Here is a 15,544-nt window from a genome sequence, read left to right as displayed (position 1 = left end):
CGGACGGGTCGGCCGATCAGCCCGCGAGCATGGTGGCGCACATCGCGGCCATCCCGAGGCTCATGGCAGCGCCCGCCAGCAGGTCGGAGCCGACGCGGTCACAGACGAAGCCACGCACGCGCACGTGCCGTGAAAGGGCGAACAGGAAACTGATCCCGCCGGCGACGAGCGTCACGACCAGCAGAACGCCGCTGACCATGGCCCATAGTCCAGTCGGCGCGTGCGCGACGGCGTGAGGGCCCTGGTGTCCCACCGGTCCCAGGGCTGCGGCTGGGGAGGCAAGGGCAAGGCTCATGATCGCCACGGCCCACACCATCGCCAGCATCATCACCGCATGTACCGCCTGTGCCCATGCGCTCTCGTGATGGCCCGTGCGGGGGACGCTGGACGCGAGCCCGCGCGGTCGTGCGTCGGCCGCGCGCCACCCCGCGACGGCAGCGAAGAACGCCGCGGCCAGGACGAACAACGCAAGCTGCGGCAGTGTCGGCAGGTAGGCCCACCACGGCCACACCATGGCGACCATGATCGCGTTCATGCCCAGGTGCAGCAGATACCCCACCGCTGAGAAGATTCGCCGGGCGGTCGCGAGGCACCACAGGGAATGTGCGCTCAAGAGGCCGAAGAGGGTTGTCATCGCCCACTGGACCGCTGCGTCCGACGTCACCGGCGCCCCCGCGTTCTCGACAAGTTTTTGCCATATGCAGTGACAACACAGATCGAATCGCCGCCGACGCTACCACATCATGTAGAGATGCCGTACTGTTCTTGGGACGGAGGCGAGGTGGTCCGGTGGGCACGGTCGAGATCGATGTGAGCACCGGCGGTTGCGAGCACTGCCAGCGCGCGCTCTGTGCCGAGCTTTCCGCCGTACCGGGCGTCTGGCGGGTGCGACTCGACGCTCCGAGCGGGCGGGTCGCGTTCTGCGCCATAGCGCCGGTCGACCGCGTCCAGGTCGCCGAAGCCGTCGCCGTCGCCGGATACGTGTTGCGTGCCTGGCGCTGAGCCACGATCCAGCCAAGGTCGGCAGCTGGCACATCGCCCCGTGGAGGTCAACTGTGCCGGTCGGTGACCGCGCGGGTCTCGCGAACAAGAGCTGTACCGCCCTGCCGTGCTCGATCCGTTGGACGGTGATCCCATAGACCGGCTCGATGACCTGGGGCGCCAGCACGGAGGACGGCGGTCCGGTAACGGCGGCGTTCCCCGTGGTCGAGCAGCACGAGCCGGTCGCAGCAGCGCGCGGCGAGGTTCAGGTCGTGCAGCACGACGATCGCCGTCATCCCGAAGGCGTCGATGGATGCTGCTCTTCCGCCGGCGGTGGACGCGTTCTCGTCGCAGACGCACGCTGGCATAGAGAAAGGTCCGCAACGCAACCCCACGCCGCCTCAGGGCAGCCAGGTCGAGCTGCTGCACGACGCGCGTGACTTTCTACGCGCACTTCCCCTCCAACCAACGCCTTCTCGATGGGCCGACAAACGTCACATGCCCCGTCAGGCGGCTCGAAACGACTTGCTCCTCTACGTCGATTTCAGCTCGGTCCGGCCACGTCGACCTGCTCAGACCTGCACGCAGCACCGGCTAAGGATTCCACCCGTTTCTTTCGTTGTAGGCGATCCGGCCGGCCCGTACGGTCAAGGACGATCGCGAAAAAAGAGTCGTAGTGCGATTATCGTCGTAGTGCGATTATCCGGAATAGCGTGGGCCTTCCACGGTGGCGCAGCACGCCGTGCAGCGGGCGTCATCATGAAGCTCGGGCTGGCAACCGTGGGACTGAGCGGAGCCGCATCGGCCGCAGAGGGTGTCATCCTCGAGCCGCGCTCGGGTATTGCGCCGTCGGCCAGACAGGTGTCGTGCTCGTCCACGAGGCCGCCGAGGCAGGGCCCCCAAGTGCGACCTTGTACGCTACGAGTTTCACTTGGGCCAAGCAGAGGGAGGGCTTATCGTGCGTGCTACCACAACGGTTCCGACCCAACTGCGTGATCTGGTGGGTCTGAGCGACAGCGTCGAGCTGAAGGCGATTGTGCGAGGCAGGGACAGTCGCCGAACAGTGCAGGCTCTTGGTATCGACCTCGACGGCGCCCAACATGTCGAGGTGTACTACCTCGACACACCCGGTAGGGATCTCCAGAAGGCAGGGACGATCCTGCGCGTGCGCCGGAACCAGGGCGCCAGAGCAGACTCGGTGGTGAAGGTCCGCCCGGCTGTCCCGCGTGACTTAAGCGCGAGCATGCGCCGCCGCAAAGGGTTCAAGGTCGAGGTCGACGTCACACCGGCCGACTTTGTCTGCTCCGCGTCGTTCAAAGCACGGCCGGCCGACGCAGCGGTGAAGCGGGCGCTTGTCGGAAGCGTCCCGGTGAGCCAGGTGTTCACGGGGCGGCAGCGCCAGTTCTTCGCAGCGTACGCACCTGGTGGTGTCGCCCTGGACGACCTCATCATCCTCGGTCCGGTAACCGTGCTCAAGACCACTCCCAAGCCCACGGGGCGGGCAAAGGCCCAACTGATGCCGGCCGCGTTGATCGCGCAGCTGTGGACCTACCCCACGGGCCACAGCGCTCTGGAACTCTCAACCCGGGCCGCACCCGCTGACCTGGCCCAGGCGTTGGCCGATTGGCAGATTTTCCTCACCAGGCACCAGGTTCGTCTGCGCAAGCGACAACGGACCAAGACCGAGACAGCACTGGACCTGCTGTCCGCGTGCCCTTGACGCGTCCAACTTCTGCACGGCGGCGCACGGGACGCGGCCCGTCGGCCATAGCGTGGCAGCCATGGTCCTGATGTCGGCCGCCGCAGAGCTAGACCTCACGTCAGGGACACGAGCCTTCGGTGCGAACAAGGCAGCCGAGATCGCGGTCTACCCGCCGGACTGTGTGTGGCTGCTGCTCGTCTCGCTTGTGGTTCGTGATCGTGCCACGGCATAAGCTGCCGGATTCGGCAGACCCCGGTCGCTGACCGTGGAACATCCCAGGTGGAGGACCGGTTTTCACCCCTGGGGTGTCGGTAGAGCCGCTTCTCCGTTACGGTCGAAGTGAGTCAGGCCGCGGCTCATCAGCGCAGGTAGCGATGAGGGAGGCTGCACACGTGACCGCAGAACCGATGGAGATCGAGCGTGCTCTGACGCTCGGGTCTAATCATGTCGTTGGGCGTTATCGGTACGACATCGCCACGCAGCGGTGGTGGTGGTCGGACGAGACGTTCCAGATACACGGGTTCGAGCCCGGCGAGGTGGTGCCGACCACGACGCTTGTCCTGGCGCACAAGCACCCGGAGGACCGTGCCCGCATTTCACAGGTGCTGGAGGACGCGGCCGTGACGGGGGAGCCGTTCAGCAGTGTGCACCGCATCATGGACGCCCGGGGCCGCGAGCGGACACTGACCGTGGTCGGGCAAGGCCGACGAGATCCGAACACCCGGCAGGTCTGCGAGCTCGTGGGCTACTTCATCGACGTGACCTCCGCGGTCAAGGCCCGGGCAGGCGAGGCAGCGAACGCGTCGATCCGCGCGGCGGCCGTCTCGCGTGCCCCGATCGAGCAGGCCAAGGGCATCATCGCCTTCGTGATGGGCATCGACGCCGAGGCCGCGTTCGAGCGTCTGCGGAGCACCTCCAACGAGACGAATGTCGCCGTGCGCGACGTTGCCCGACAAGTCGTCGAGATGACAACGACCGGGAATTGCTCGGCGGCGGACGTGATCGCTGTCCTGGCCCCTTCGGTGCCGAGCGCAGCGCACTGATCTGGTCCAACGGTCGGGTCGCACCTCGCCGGGTGCGACCTGGCCGGGCGCGGCGGAGCGCTTGCTCAGCCGGAGACGTAATTGATGGTCTGGGCGCTGATACGCCCCTGGGTGACGACGAACGAGTCGACGCCACGTAGCCGTTCGTCGTGCGGCCCGGTGCCCAACCAGCGCAACAGACCATAGGCGTCGGCAACGATCAGGTCGTCATACTTGTAGTTGCCCTCGGGCAGGTAGGTCCGCAGCACGCCAGCGAGTAGACGCACCCCGTCCCGTCCGCGGTGCACACCTTCGCCCCAGGAGAGCAAGACCACGTCGTCTGCGTAGTTCTGGTGCAGGTCGCTCTCCAGGTCCAGGGCGCGACGACACTCGAGATGCTTGCGCAGGACCTCGTCAGTGGAGCGCATACTTCGTCTTCCCTTCTTGCTTGGCTGTCGTCCACCTCGGTTCCGGCACGCTGGGCGTCTTGCTGCTGGCGTCGGCTCGGCTTCGCTGGCGCTGCTGCCTGCGGGGCCGCATCAAACTTGCCGGTATTGGCACACTTCGTCTCGTCCGGGTGGTGCGGCGGTGACCGCGACGCGTTCGCGCTGCCGCAGGTCGACGCTATGGCGGCTGCGCCCTGCTCGCATTCAGAGGGCAGGTCCGCGCCGCTTGACGTCACCCGATCAGTGGACAGTTCGACGACCAGCTGGCGATCTCGGGGGAGACGGCCCAGCGGGCCTACTCGTGCGCGAACACCTGAGCTCGACATGTTCCAGGCAATGGCGACGGGTTAGGCGTGGAAGAGGTCGGTTCGATGGGCAACGCCGACGGCGGCCCGCCCCGCCTGGCCGCCAGCCTCGGGGTGCCCGTGGTGTTCTTTGGCGCCGGTCTGGTCGACGGCGACTGGCGCGACAGCGACGAGTGTGCGGGTCGACCTGCTGACCGCCGGTGCCGCCACCTTGGCATACCTCATGGTCGGGCTGGGCTGCGACGTGACGCGGTGGCGGCTGACCTGCGGATCTGGCGCGCTCCGAAGCGCGGGCGAGAGTGCCGCCGTCCTGCGAGTGCGGTCCTGCGGGCCAAAGATGGGGCCAACGGGGGAGGCGTTGCCGTGCGTACGTTCGGGGTGGAAGAAGAGCTGCTGGTGGTGGACGCCGACACATGGCGACCGCTCGCGTCAGGCGAGGGCGTGGTGGAGCAGGCCGCGTCGACAGGGCCGCACCGGCTGACGGTGGAGATGCAGCAGGAGCAGGTCGAGGTGATCGGACCGCCCTGCGCGACGCTGCCCGAGCAGCTGGCCACCATCCACCAAGGGCGGCTTCTGGCGGACGAGGCGGCTCGTGCGGTCGGTGGTAGAGCGGTCGCGTTGGCCACTCCGGTGTGGCCGGGTTCGCCCAGCCTCGTGCCGGACGAGCGCTACCGGCGGATCCGCCAGCATGTCGGCCTGCTCGCCGACGAGCAGCTCACGTGCGGCTTCCACGTGCACGTCCAGATCGAGGACCGCGAGGAAGGCGTCGCAGTGCTCGACCGTATCCGCGTGTGGCTGCCGGTGCTGCTCGCCCTCAGCGCCAACTCGCCGTCCTGGTACGGCGTCGATTCTGGTTTCGCAAGCTACCGCTACCAGGCCTGGAGCCGCTGGCCCACCGTCGGGCCGTGCGAGATCTTCGGCTCGCTCCAGGCCTACGAGCAGCAGTCGAACGCATTGCTGCGCTCGGGGGCGCCGTTGGACGATGCGATGCTGTACTTCGACGCACGCCTGTCGGCGACCTTCCCCACCGTAGAGGTCCGCGTCGCCGACGTCTGTATGGACCCCGTGCACGCCGCTGTACTCGCGGCGCTGGTGCGCGCTCTCGTGGAAACGGCCGCACGACAGTGGGGAGAGGGCAAGCCGCCTCGGCCGGTGAGCGTCGCAGAGTTGCGGGCGTGGACCTGGCAGGCAAGCAGGTTCGGTGTCGACGGGCTGCTTGTCAGCCCGACCAGGGGGAACCCCGTGCCGTCCGGGCTCGTCGTCGCAGAGCTGCTCCACCTGCTCCAGCCCGTCCTCGACGAGTACGGCGAGTTCGACCTCGTCCGGACCGTGACGGCCGCGATCGTCGAGCACGGCTCGGGCGCGCGCCACCAGCGCCAGGCCTACGCACGCAGCGAGGACCCCGCCGACGTGGTGGACATCGCCCTCAGCATCGGCACCCCACGCCTTCCCCAAGAGGTCCGCGCCAGGACGGGGACCGATCCGGCGGGGGCGCACGAGCAAGCCCAAGCAGGCTGAACAACATCAGCACCGACGGCAACGCACTCTGTCTCGCGCCAGGTTCGTGGAGCCTCAGACCTGGTGTTCCGACGGGATTCCGGCGCAGGGCCGCATCGTGGAGCTGACTCGTACCCATGGTTCGGCCGAGGACGTGGGCGCTGCACTGACGCCACCAGGCCACGGCTCAGATGGTCTTCATCCGGCCAGGCCAGGCGAGGCCGCGCCCCGACGGGCGGACTTGGTCGCAGGAGCGCTGAACCGCAATGTCGAGAACGGGGCCGGTGCGCCGTCGGGAACGAAGCCGGTGCGCCAGGCTCGATGTGCTGGTCGGGCAGCGTGCTCGCACCGGTTGATTATCAGGTGTTGCGGCCTTCTGCGGGCGGGGTCGCGTCACTGGCGACCAGGGCGCGCAGGACGGTCTCGGCCACCTCGCGTCGGCTCACGTTGCGGTGGTGCGAGGCAGACTCGAGGATCTGCCTCGCCTCGCGCTCGGTACCATCGTTGTTATTCATGATGGCCCCGACAGCGCGTTCGGTCGCGACCGTGTCGGCCATGGTGGGGTTGGAGCCGGCCGTCTCGCCCTCGGTGTCGGCGAGTTCGAGGTGCAGGCGCACCATGGCGGCGGCGAGCTGGGTGTAGCCGTCCGCTGCGGTGATCAGCTCGGGCGTCCAGCGGTCCGGCGAGCACGAGTAGAGGGTCAGCGCTACGTCGACGTCGACGTCCACGACCGCAGGGACGACCAGTGCGGAGACGAAACCTTCGCGGGTTGCCTGCTGGCGCCAAGCCTCCCATTCCTGCCCGTCGGTGTTCAGCAGCACGACCTGGACCGACTGCTGGTCGATGGCGTCGATGCAGGGTCCGCTGCCGGCGAGCGACTCGGCCTGCTCACAGCGTCTCGCGGCGTCGTTGCTGCTGGCCGCTACGGCAAGCCCGTACTGGCGCAGGATGATGGTCGCTTCGAGCTTGGAGCCAAGCACGGCGGCGGCCCGGCGAGCGAATTCGTACGGGAACCTCTGGATGCTCATCGCACCGGTCCCATCTGGTGGACGATGCGTAGCGCTCGACTACTCCCGGGCGCCGGCATGGCCGACCATGGTCGGGTCCGGCGGCCACACGACCGCCGAATCTCAATCTGCCAGCCTACGCCTACAAACGACGCCGCCCGGCGGCGGCCTCGTCGGAGCCTGTCTTTACTGGCCACCGCTCGAACGTCCGTCTGCTTGCGCGCCGCGTGCGACTACGTCACCGGCGGGCCGGGCCGTTGCGTCCCACCGAGCACCGGCGCAGACTCGAAAGCGAGTCCCGCGACCCCTGCCGGTCGCGGGACTCGCCACCAGAACGGAACTGGGGCTCATGTCCCGGGCCCCCTACCGCGTGCCCCGTCGAAGGGCCACGTCCGCAGCTGCTCCTCACCCGAGGTACTCCGGGATGCCCGCGAGCACGTGCACGCGTGCACGAACTGTTGCGAGCGGGCGAAGCCGTCGCGAGCCTGGGGCAAGGCCCAGCCTCGGGTCCTATCCGCGAGTGGACGATGAGACGGAGAACGATATGGCGACCTGCGACAGGTGCGGTAACGACTACGCCCACACGTTTACGATCACGAAGGACGACGGCGCGAGCGGTGTCTACGACTCCTTCGAGTGCGCGGCTCAGGACATGGCTCCGCGGTGCAAGCACTGCGGCTGCACCATTCTCGGGCACGGTATCGAGGCGAACGACGAGACCTTCTGTTGCAGCCACTGCGCAAGAACCGAGACTGGCGTCCAGACCACCGACAGCGTCAACGCCTGACCGGCCTCACGCCGCCGGACCGCGATCGGCTCACTTCGGCCGTCGGACTGGCTACACCTCCAGAATGGATCCGGCCCCGCTCACGGGTTGCTGGCCTTGGTGGAGAACGACGGCAGCATCGATGCCTCCTGAAGGACGACGGGGTTACGGCGGCACTGGTCGAGAACGGGCCGCGGTACTGCCAGGTGGAGGTATCCCATGAAGGCCCTGTTCGTCAGCTGCACGCTCAAGTCCTCACCCGAGCCGTCCAACACCGAGGCCCTCGCCACGATCGTCGCTGACGGCCTCGAGGAGCGCGGCGTGATCGTGGATCACGGCGACAGCGGGCTGCTTCGCTGGCCTGCACACGATGCCGCGCTGGACCCTCACTCGCACGCCGCCCGCCAGAACCCCGGCGTGCTGCAGGAACCGCCACAGGTGCTGCGCGCGGCAACACCCAACCGGCGGCCTGGCGCCTCCAGCGAGTACGGGGGACGCTCACTCCAGTCCTCGCCCCGAGGTGGGTGTTCAACCGTTCCTTCGCTAGTCATCTACGACGCGGGTGCGGCAGTAGACCACAGGGTCGGCCATGAGGTACCTCGACGTCGCGCCCCGAATGCTGCGCACCGACTCCCCGCCGTCCGGCGAACACCATGGGGCCGGCGAGGAGGACCTCTCACCGGTGGAAGGGGTTCGCGCGGGGGTCCGCAATCGGTGGTTCACGGATGTACCGCAGGTGTGTGTCCAGCAGGTCGGCGAACGGCGACGGTGCCCGAACGGAAGGTCCGGGCGCCGCCGCCGAGGGTCTCCGATGCGCCGTCAGCGGGTCCCGAATGCGGCCAGGAAGTGGCGTGCGGCTTCCTGCTGGGCCTGCTCCGCCTTGTCGAGCACGGCCGACGCCCCGAAGAACTCGTGCATCACCCCGGGGTAGTAGGAGGCGGTCGTCGGCACGCCGGCGGCCTCGAGGTCGGCGGCGAACTGCTGGCCCTGGCTTCGCAAGACATCGCGCTCGTCGGTGATCACCAGCGTCGGGGGCATGAGCGCCAGCTGGTCGGTGGACCACCCCAGCAGGTCCACGCGCGGGTCCTTGGCGCCGTCGGGGACGCCCTCGAACGCGTGCATCGCCATCCAGGACAGCAGCGGCCGGTTGAGCGGTCGCGCGTCCGCGGCGTCCTCCATGGACTCGCCGAACTGCTCGGTGGTCGTCAGCGGGTAGACGCATACCTGGGCGACCGGCGTCGGCTCGCCCGCCTGAGCGAGCTGCAGGCACGTCGCGGGGGCCATGTTGCCTCCGACCGACTCCCCTCCGATGCCGATGCGCGAGGCGTCCACACCGAGGGCGTCCACGTTGGCGAGGATCCAGCGGTAGGTGGCCAGGACGTCATCGTGCGACGCGGGGAACACGGCCTCCGGCGCCCGGCGGTAGTCGGGGGAGACGACGACGGCGCCGGTCTTGTTCACCAGGCCGCGGCAGGAAGCGTCGTAGGTGTCGATGTCGAACAGCACCCACCCGCCGCCGTGGATCCACAGGATCACCGGCAGCGTGCCCGGGCCCGCATCCGCAGGGCGGTAGATCCGCACCCGCTGCCGGCCGCCGGCAGCGTCCGGAATCTGCACGTCCTCCACCGACCCTACCGGCTCCGGACCCTCCAGGTCGCCGTCGGCCATGACCTTCTTCACGGCGTCGTCCGGCCCGGGCTGCGTGCGGGCCTGCTCGGGAGTGAGGATCTCGAAGGGCTGGGGGCCGAACGACGAGAACGCGTCCACGATCGCCTGCGCCTGCGGGTCCAGCAGACCGGACGCGTCGGTCGCGAGCTCGGTCTTCTTGCCCGTCACCGCGGCCTTGACCTGGTCCACCGGCGCGGCGAGAGCGCCGGCGAGCTTCTCGCCCAGGCCACCGCCGTCGGGCGCGTGCGGGTGCGGCTCCGTGGGCGCCCTGCGCTTGGCGGCGAGGAACTCCTTGCCGAGCTGGCCCATGCGCTCGGCGCCGACACGGGAGCGGAACTCCGGCAGCTCCTCGGCCTCCTCGTCGTCGACGTGGTGCCGGACCTCGCCGATCAGCCGCGTCAACGTCTGCTCGAACTCTGGCTCGCCGGGCTGCGTGCGCCCGAGGACGACCAGCATGTCCTTGATCGCCTGGTGCTCGGAGACCGCGTCCTCGTTCTCCTTCATCATCCCGATCTCGTCCCAGATCGGGTACAGCACGACCTCCTCGGCGAAGGCGTGGATCGCCAGCTCGAAGCTGACCTGGTCGACCAGCACGCGGCGGTTGCCACGACCGGCCTCCAGGTGCTCGAACATCCGGTCGACGACCGCGTGGTCGTCGGCGATCAGGTGGTCGATGTCGCCGGGCAGCGTCTCGTAGGACAGCGCCATGTCATCTCTCCTCATCAGCGAGACGCACCATAGCCAACGGCGTGCACCGGGCACGCCGACCAGCCGACAAGCGTCACGCGACACGGACCGCGAAGCCTCGCGCGAAGTAGGTCTCAACGGTCCTGCATGGTCGCGGCCGACGGATGTCGACCGCGGATCAACTCGACGCGCTGACTTGCGCGCCTCCGCCAATCCTTGAATGCCCGCGCGAAGATCGCACCCGCAGGCCGTCCGACGCGGCAGAGCCCACCGGTGTCGAACCGGACCTGGTGCGGGACTTCGCCGAGCACCTCGGTGCCGAGGTGGGCTGGGGAGCGCGGCGGAGAGGAGACCCTCGCCGGCTCGCCGCCGAGGAGCTCGACCTCGTCATCGGGGGCCTGACGTCCATAAGCCCGTGGGCGACCGCGCCGCCCTGACGGCGATCTACACGCGGTTCACCGCGGCGGACGGCACCGACGTGGGACACATCATGGCGACCGTGATCGGGGAGAACGCGTTCCTCGTCGAGCTCGAGCACTTCCTGCGTCGCAGGACGTGCGGTCGTGAGGCAGGATGCCCGGCCGTCCGGCGAGCAGCAGTTACCCGGGACCGGCCGACCGGATCGGGCGGTGGCGCACCGACGTGCGGCTCGGCTCGAGTGGGCGACGCTCGTCTTCACGGTCACCTCGGTGACGTTCACTACTTCGTCCTCGGCAGCTCGCAGGCCATGCAGACCGCATGGGTCGAGGACATGCTGTCCTCGATCCCGCCACTGGCATTCTCGTCGGCCGACGGGTCGCGCGACGACAGCCGAACGAGCACTTCCCGTACGGGTATCCCCGGGCGTCCGCCGTCGGCCACCTCGTCGCCGCCACTGCCTTGACCGTCGTCGGGGCGTACCTCGTGTTCGACGGCGCCACCGTGCTCCTTGCCCAGGAGCACCCGCCGACCGGGACGGTCGTCCTGCTCGGTCGTGCGAAGCTCGAGCTCGCACCCGTCCTGCACGACAAGGTCCTCCACACGGACGCCGAGATGAACAAGGCCGACTGGTTAACTGCGACGGCCGCCATCCTCGGGATCCTCGGCATCGGCGTGGGTCTGTGGTGGGCGGACGCCGTCGCTGCGCTGGCCATCTCCGGCAGCGTGCTGATGGACGGGTGGAAGAGCCTGCGCGGTGCCGTGCACGATCTCATGGACGTCCAGGTCACGACCGTCGACAACTCCGAGCCGCTACCGCTGCTGGACCGAATCGAGGAGACGGTCACGGCCGCTTCGGGTGTCGGCGACTTCTCGATACGTGTCCGCGACATGGGTCATCTCTTCCACGTCGAGCTCCGGGTCGTCCCCGAGCCGGCGCGGGACCTCGCCGTCGACGACATCGAGGCGTTGTGCCGGCGCGTGGCTGCCCTTGATGAGCAAATCGAGGACGTCCTCATCATGCCCGTACGACGGATCCCGCACCGGGTAGACACGTAGAGGCGCGACGGATGGTCCGAGCAGCCGGGCAACCCGCGCCCGCGCCTGCGGATCTCCGCGCGACGCGCGGCTCGTGACGGCAGCAGCACGACGTGGTCCGTGCCGGCATCGGGCTCGCGCTGCCGCGCGCGAACGCCTGTCGTACGGTCGCCGCGGGACCGGCTGGGAGCAGCCGGAGCGAGGAGTGGGCGATGTCGGGCACGCCGTGGTGGCGCAGTGCCGTGGTCTACCAGATCTACCCTCGGTCGTTCGCGGACGCCGACGGGGACGGCGTGGGTGACCTGGAGGGGATCCGCCGTCACCTGGACCATGTGCGCGAGCTCGGCGCCGATGCGATCTGGCTGTCGCCGGTGTACCGCTCGCCGATGGCGGGCGCGGGCTACGATATCAGCGAACACTGCGACAAAGACCCGATGTTCGGCACGCTCGCGGACATGGACGCGCTCATCGCCGAGGCGCACGCCCACCACTTGCACCTGGTGCTCGACACCTCGGACCAGCACCCGTGGTTCGCCGAGTCCCGCTGGTCCCGGTTGAGCGCGAAGCGCGACTGGTACATCTGGCGGGACGAGCCGAACAATTGGCGCCGTGCGGTCGACGGCGGCAGCGCGTGGACATGGGACGAGGAGACCGGGCAGTGCTACCTCCACCTCTTCCTCCCCCAGCAGCCCGACCTCAACTGGCGCAACCCCGAGGTGGTGGAGGCGATGCACGGCGTCTTGCGCTTCTGGCTCGACCGGGGCGTGGACGGGTTTCGCATCGATGTCGCGCACTGCACGGGGAAGGACCCGGACTTCGCCGGCCACCCGCGTTGTGCCGCCGGTGAGGCGCTCATCGCCGTCAACGACCAGCCCCACAGCCACGAGGTGATGTTGGTACGTCGACTTGCGCGGCGAGGAGGCTCCGCGCGCACACTTGTGGTCCGTCGCCGACAAATCGACCTGACCGATCAGTCCGGACGTCACGTGGTTACTCGGCGTCGACTTCAGCCGCACCCTGCCGACGGACCGCTCGGTCAGCCATGCGTCATCTTCTCACCACAATGGCGACGACCTGCCCGGAGCCCCGATCTCGCGGGAGCCACGCAGCGCTGAGAAGAAGCGATCGAGGGGGGCGCCAGCCGCGCAGATGGAAGCGGAAAGTGCGCGGCTGCCGATTGCGTGAGCGGCTACCACCGTCAAGCAGGCCACCTGTCCGGCAGATCGACCGTCCTGCCTGACGCGCCACGCACGTGGCCGCCGGAGCGTCCCCCGGATGCGGACGACGGCGCGCGCGCGCAGGCTGGCCATGTCCGACAGAACGACGGAAGGTGAGGGATGACGATGGCGACGACTGTGGCAGACGTGGTGACTCCGGACCCGCTGACGATCGAGGCGACAGGGACGGTGCGGGACGCGGCCGAGCTGATGCGCGCCGGGAACATCGACGACGTCATCGTGGTCGAGGACGGCGTCGGCATCGTGACCGATCGCGATCTCGTCGTGCGGGTGCTCGCCATCGGCGGCGGCTCGAAGGTCCCGCTCCGGCAGGCGTGCAGAGGCCCTGTCACCGTCGGTCCGACGGAGAGCATCGAGCGCGCGGCCCAGCTCATGAGCGAGAACGCCGTGCGGCGGCTGCCGGTGATTGTCGACGACGTCGTGGTGGGCGTCGTCTCGATCGGCGACCTCGCCGTCGAGCGCGATGCCGACTCCGCGCTCGCCGACATCTCCGCCGCTGAGCCCAACACCTGACCCACCGGGTCCACCCTGCACCGACGCACGAGACCTGGAGGACGAGATGGCGGCACACGCGGGAGAGCGCGCGGAGAAGACCGGTGACTTCTATTGCGCGTCGTGCGACGAGAAGGTCCACGTCACGGCGGGCGACAAGATTCCGACGTGCCCGAACGGCCACAAGCAGTTCGAGACCCGGCGCAATGAGCCGGGCAACAAATAATAGGGCGCCACCGTGAGCATGACGGAACGCGCACTGCGACACGATGGGACTAAACCATGGCACATTCCACACCGACCGACACGATCAGCGCCTGGCCGGACGAGTCACGAGAAGCGGCGCAGCTGGTAATCGACACGTACGGGGAGCCGCACGAGGTGGCTGCGTCCCACCTCACCTGGTACGGCGTCGGCCCGTGGAAGCGGGTCGTGGCCTCTCGGGTGTTCTACGAGCACCGGTTTCCGGCGCCGCACATCGACTCGGTCGAGTCCGTGATCGACTACCGGGTGCCCCCGGAGAAGGCCACCGCTCTGGCGCAGTTCGACGGCAGCGTCGTCGTGGAGCGGACGGCCGGAGAGGTGTCGGCCCGCTGCCACGACGAGCAGGCCAACTTCCTCGCACTCAATCTCATGCACGACGTCGTCACGGGCGAGAAGAGCGTCGCGGAAGCGCGGGACCACTACGCCCAGGAGTTCCTGGACTATCGGCGCAAGAAGCCGACGCCGTACATGGACGGTCTGAGGGTCCCGCAGGCGGAGGGAGCACCCGATCCGGACGAGCGGATGCTCTCGGACGAGGACCTGGAGAGGGCCGTCCATGAAGGCGAGCAGTCCGGCGGATGACCCGCCGCAGCGGCGCGTGCCGACCACACCTGGAGGACGTGGCCGGCCACGAGGGGAGTCGGGCAGCCGGAGATTTTCAACCCAGGGGAAACGGGGCACGTGACTGCTGAAGGAGTGATCGCATGTCGGCCACCATGAGGTGGTACGCCCGGTCGCGACCGTGTCGGCCATGGCGCGGTTGAAGCGGACCGCCTCGCCCTCGACGTCAGCGAGTTCGAGGTGCAGGCGCACTGTGGCGGCGGCGAGCTGCGCGTAGCCGTCCGCTGCGGTGATCAGCTCGGGCGTCCAGCGGTCCGGCGAGCACGAGTAGAGGGTCAGCGCTACGCCGATGTCCACGTCCACGACCGCTGGGACGACCAGTGCGGAGACGAAGCCTTCGCGGGTTGCCTGCTGGCGCCAAGCATCCCACCCCTGCTCGTCGGCGTTCAGCCGCACGACCTGGACCGACTACGTCGTCCGACGGCACCCCGGTCGCCTACAACCGGGTAGCGGGAATGGTGGTGACCGGCAACGAGGACGGTGCGCACCACGTGATCTCCGAGATCAGCGGAGGGCTGGTCGAGATCGGATACACGATTCCCGGCCAGGCGTGGACCTATTGGAACCGTGGCCCGGGTCCGGGTGTCGAGTACTCCGAGACCGAGGACGGTCATGAGTGGTCGCACGGCACGGCTCGTCTCATGGCGCACAACTTGTACGCCGTCGCGTCGGCGTTGGCCGCGAATCCAGTCCTGCCGCACAGGGAATGAGCCGCTCCGTACCGAGCATGCGAGTGGGGGACCCGCGAGACAGGGTGGAGTGCTGGCGAAACTGTCGGCGCAAACCCAATCTAGAAAGGAACCCGACATGGTTGAGCAAACTGTCGCCGATGTCATGACGCCGTCGCCGACCACGATCGATGTGACCGAGACACTCCAGGCCGCCGCACGAGCGATGGCCGCGCACGACGTCGGAGCGCTGGTGGTCCGGGAGGGCCCCACGGCTGTCGGCATCGTCACCGACCGGGACCTCGTGATACGCGGCCTCGCCGAGGGACTCGGCCAGGACGCGACCGTGCAGCAGGTCACGAGCGAGAACGTCCTCACTGTCGAGCACAACGATCCCGTCGAGACCGCCGTCGAAACGATGCGTACCGCCGCCGTCCGACGGGCACCCGTGCTGGACGGAGACAAGCTTGTCGGGATCGTCTCGATCGGCGATCTCGCCGTCGAACGCGATCCGACGTCCGCCCTCGCGGACATCTCCAAGGCAGATCCCAACCACTGAGCGAGACGCCGGGGACGACGAATGCGACTTCGCGCAACGCCGACCGAGGGCCGGTGCCCTTCCCGAGGTCAGTTTCCTTGCCCAGGCCGGAACCTCATCCTGCCGATCACCTCGTACCCGCTCACGAGCCTGGCAGCCCAGGATCTACGCGTTTGCGCGTGACTGC

17 protein-coding genes are annotated in these 15,544 nt (G+C 68.6%); 12 read left to right on the top strand and 5 right to left on the bottom strand.

Annotation, left to right across the window (positions count from 1 at the left end):
* Positions 1–16 precede the first annotated feature (16 nt).
* Positions 17–613: a DUF5134 domain-containing protein gene (locus APR04_RS28420; protein WP_253877582.1), complete on the bottom strand. Its 597-nt coding sequence runs from the start codon at positions 611–613 to the stop codon at positions 17–19.
* A gap of 176 nt (positions 614–789) precedes the next feature.
* Here APR04_RS28420 and APR04_RS28415 point away from each other — a divergent pair, with 176 nt between their 5' ends.
* The 3 genes from APR04_RS28415 (at position 790) to APR04_RS28405 (ending at position 3,726) form a co-directional block, all read left to right on the top strand.
* Positions 790–1,002, top strand: coding sequence for a hypothetical protein (locus APR04_RS28415; protein ID WP_253877580.1), 213 nt, complete (start codon positions 790–792; stop codon positions 1,000–1,002).
* Positions 1,003–1,939: 937 nt separating this feature from the next.
* Complete coding sequence (locus tag APR04_RS28410; protein WP_253877578.1) at positions 1,940–2,701, top strand: CYTH domain-containing protein; 762 nt, start codon at positions 1,940–1,942, stop codon at positions 2,699–2,701.
* A gap of 374 nt (positions 2,702–3,075) precedes the next feature.
* Positions 3,076–3,726 carry a PAS and ANTAR domain-containing protein gene (locus APR04_RS28405; RefSeq protein ID WP_253877576.1) on the top strand — a complete coding sequence of 217 codons (651 nt, stop codon included), beginning with the start codon at positions 3,076–3,078 and terminating at the stop codon, positions 3,724–3,726.
* Positions 3,727–3,791: 65 nt separating this feature from the next.
* On the opposite strand, the gene APR04_RS28400 is transcribed toward APR04_RS28405, so the two are convergent.
* On the bottom strand, positions 3,792–4,133 hold the full coding sequence (locus APR04_RS28400) for a nuclear transport factor 2 family protein (RefSeq protein WP_253877574.1): 342 nt from the start codon (positions 4,131–4,133) through the stop codon (positions 3,792–3,794).
* Positions 4,134–4,819: 686 nt separating this feature from the next.
* Here APR04_RS28400 and APR04_RS28395 point away from each other — a divergent pair.
* Positions 4,820–5,974 (top strand): carboxylate-amine ligase, encoded by a 1,155-nt coding sequence (locus APR04_RS28395; protein ID WP_253877572.1) that lies wholly within the window; start codon positions 4,820–4,822, stop codon positions 5,972–5,974.
* Between the two features lie 338 nt (positions 5,975–6,312).
* Here the strand turns inward: APR04_RS28395 and APR04_RS28390 are convergent, their stop codons facing one another.
* Positions 6,313–6,981, bottom strand: coding sequence for an ANTAR domain-containing protein (locus APR04_RS28390; protein WP_253877565.1), 669 nt, complete (start codon positions 6,979–6,981; stop codon positions 6,313–6,315).
* Positions 6,982–7,480: 499 nt separating this feature from the next.
* Here APR04_RS28390 and APR04_RS28385 point away from each other — a divergent pair, with 499 nt between their 5' ends.
* Entirely contained in the window at positions 7,481–7,747 is a 267-nt protein-coding gene (locus tag APR04_RS28385; RefSeq protein WP_308292404.1) for a metallothionein, read from the top strand.
* Between the two features lie 80 nt (positions 7,748–7,827).
* Here APR04_RS28385 and APR04_RS28380 read toward each other — a convergent pair whose 3' ends face one another.
* Together APR04_RS28380 and APR04_RS28375 are read right to left on the bottom strand one after the other, a co-directional pair.
* A complete protein-coding gene (locus APR04_RS28380) occupies positions 7,828–7,971 on the bottom strand; it encodes a hypothetical protein (protein WP_253877563.1) in 144 nt (47 codons plus the stop codon).
* 574 nt (positions 7,972–8,545) lie between these two features.
* Positions 8,546–10,102, bottom strand: coding sequence for an alpha/beta hydrolase fold domain-containing protein (locus APR04_RS28375; RefSeq protein ID WP_253877561.1), 1,557 nt, complete (start codon positions 10,100–10,102; stop codon positions 8,546–8,548).
* Between the two features lie 717 nt (positions 10,103–10,819).
* Between APR04_RS28375 and APR04_RS28370 the strand changes: the two genes are divergently transcribed.
* The 7 genes from APR04_RS28370 (at position 10,820) to APR04_RS28340 (ending at position 15,378) form a co-directional block, all read left to right on the top strand.
* On the top strand, positions 10,820–11,557 hold the full coding sequence (locus APR04_RS28370; protein ID WP_253877559.1) for a cation diffusion facilitator family transporter: 738 nt from the start codon (positions 10,820–10,822) through the stop codon (positions 11,555–11,557).
* Positions 11,558–11,748: 191 nt separating this feature from the next.
* Positions 11,749–12,651: an alpha-amylase family glycosyl hydrolase gene (locus APR04_RS30820; protein ID WP_301313096.1), complete on the top strand. Its 903-nt coding sequence runs from the start codon at positions 11,749–11,751 to the stop codon at positions 12,649–12,651.
* A 228-nt stretch (positions 12,652–12,879) separates the two neighbouring features.
* Positions 12,880–13,287, top strand: coding sequence for a CBS domain-containing protein (locus APR04_RS28360; RefSeq protein ID WP_253877557.1), 408 nt, complete (start codon positions 12,880–12,882; stop codon positions 13,285–13,287).
* Positions 13,238–13,492 (top strand): zinc ribbon-containing protein, encoded by a 255-nt coding sequence (locus APR04_RS30815; RefSeq protein ID WP_301313095.1) that lies wholly within the window; start codon positions 13,238–13,240, stop codon positions 13,490–13,492. Before APR04_RS28360 ends, APR04_RS30815 begins: the two co-directional genes overlap by 50 nt.
* Positions 13,493–13,548: 56 nt before the next feature.
* Positions 13,549–14,112 carry a hypothetical protein gene (locus APR04_RS28350; RefSeq protein ID WP_253877547.1) on the top strand — a complete coding sequence of 188 codons (564 nt, stop codon included), beginning with the start codon at positions 13,549–13,551 and terminating at the stop codon, positions 14,110–14,112.
* Positions 14,113–14,612: 500 nt separating this feature from the next.
* Positions 14,613–14,861: a hypothetical protein gene (locus APR04_RS28345; RefSeq protein ID WP_253877545.1), complete on the top strand. Its 249-nt coding sequence runs from the start codon at positions 14,613–14,615 to the stop codon at positions 14,859–14,861.
* A 97-nt stretch (positions 14,862–14,958) separates the two neighbouring features.
* Positions 14,959–15,378 carry a CBS domain-containing protein gene (locus APR04_RS28340; RefSeq protein WP_253877543.1) on the top strand — a complete coding sequence of 140 codons (420 nt, stop codon included), beginning with the start codon at positions 14,959–14,961 and terminating at the stop codon, positions 15,376–15,378.
* Positions 15,379–15,544 lie beyond the last annotated feature (166 nt).

Origin of the sequence: Promicromonospora umidemergens (assembly GCF_024171995.1) — a bacterium.
Lineage (GTDB): Bacteria > Actinomycetota > Actinomycetes > Actinomycetales > Cellulomonadaceae > Promicromonospora > Promicromonospora umidemergens.
Note: the sequence above shows the minus strand (reverse complement) of the source record. Positions and strands in the feature narration are given on the sequence as shown.

Excerpts from the sequence above, each read along its gene's own strand:
- APR04_RS30815 (WP_301313095.1), top strand. The coding sequence starts at position 13,238 with ATGCCGACTCCGCGCTCGCCGACATCTCCGCCGCTGAGCCCAACACCT.
- APR04_RS28390 (WP_253877565.1), bottom strand. The coding sequence starts at position 6,981 with ATGAGCATCCAGAGGTTCCCGTACGAATTCGCTCGCCGGGCCGCCGCC.
- APR04_RS28350 (WP_253877547.1), top strand. The coding sequence starts at position 13,549 with ATGGCACATTCCACACCGACCGACACGATCAGCGCCTGGCCGGACGAG.
- APR04_RS28340 (WP_253877543.1), top strand. The coding sequence starts at position 14,959 with ATGGTTGAGCAAACTGTCGCCGATGTCATGACGCCGTCGCCGACCACG.
- APR04_RS30820 (WP_301313096.1), top strand. The coding sequence starts at position 11,749 with ATGTCGGGCACGCCGTGGTGGCGCAGTGCCGTGGTCTACCAGATCTAC.
- APR04_RS28375 (WP_253877561.1), bottom strand. The coding sequence starts at position 10,102 with ATGGCGCTGTCCTACGAGACGCTGCCCGGCGACATCGACCACCTGATC.
- APR04_RS28370 (WP_253877559.1), top strand. The coding sequence starts at position 10,820 with ATGGGTCGAGGACATGCTGTCCTCGATCCCGCCACTGGCATTCTCGTC.
- APR04_RS28360 (WP_253877557.1), top strand. The coding sequence starts at position 12,880 with ATGGCGACGACTGTGGCAGACGTGGTGACTCCGGACCCGCTGACGATC.
- APR04_RS28400 (WP_253877574.1), bottom strand. The coding sequence starts at position 4,133 with ATGCGCTCCACTGACGAGGTCCTGCGCAAGCATCTCGAGTGTCGTCGC.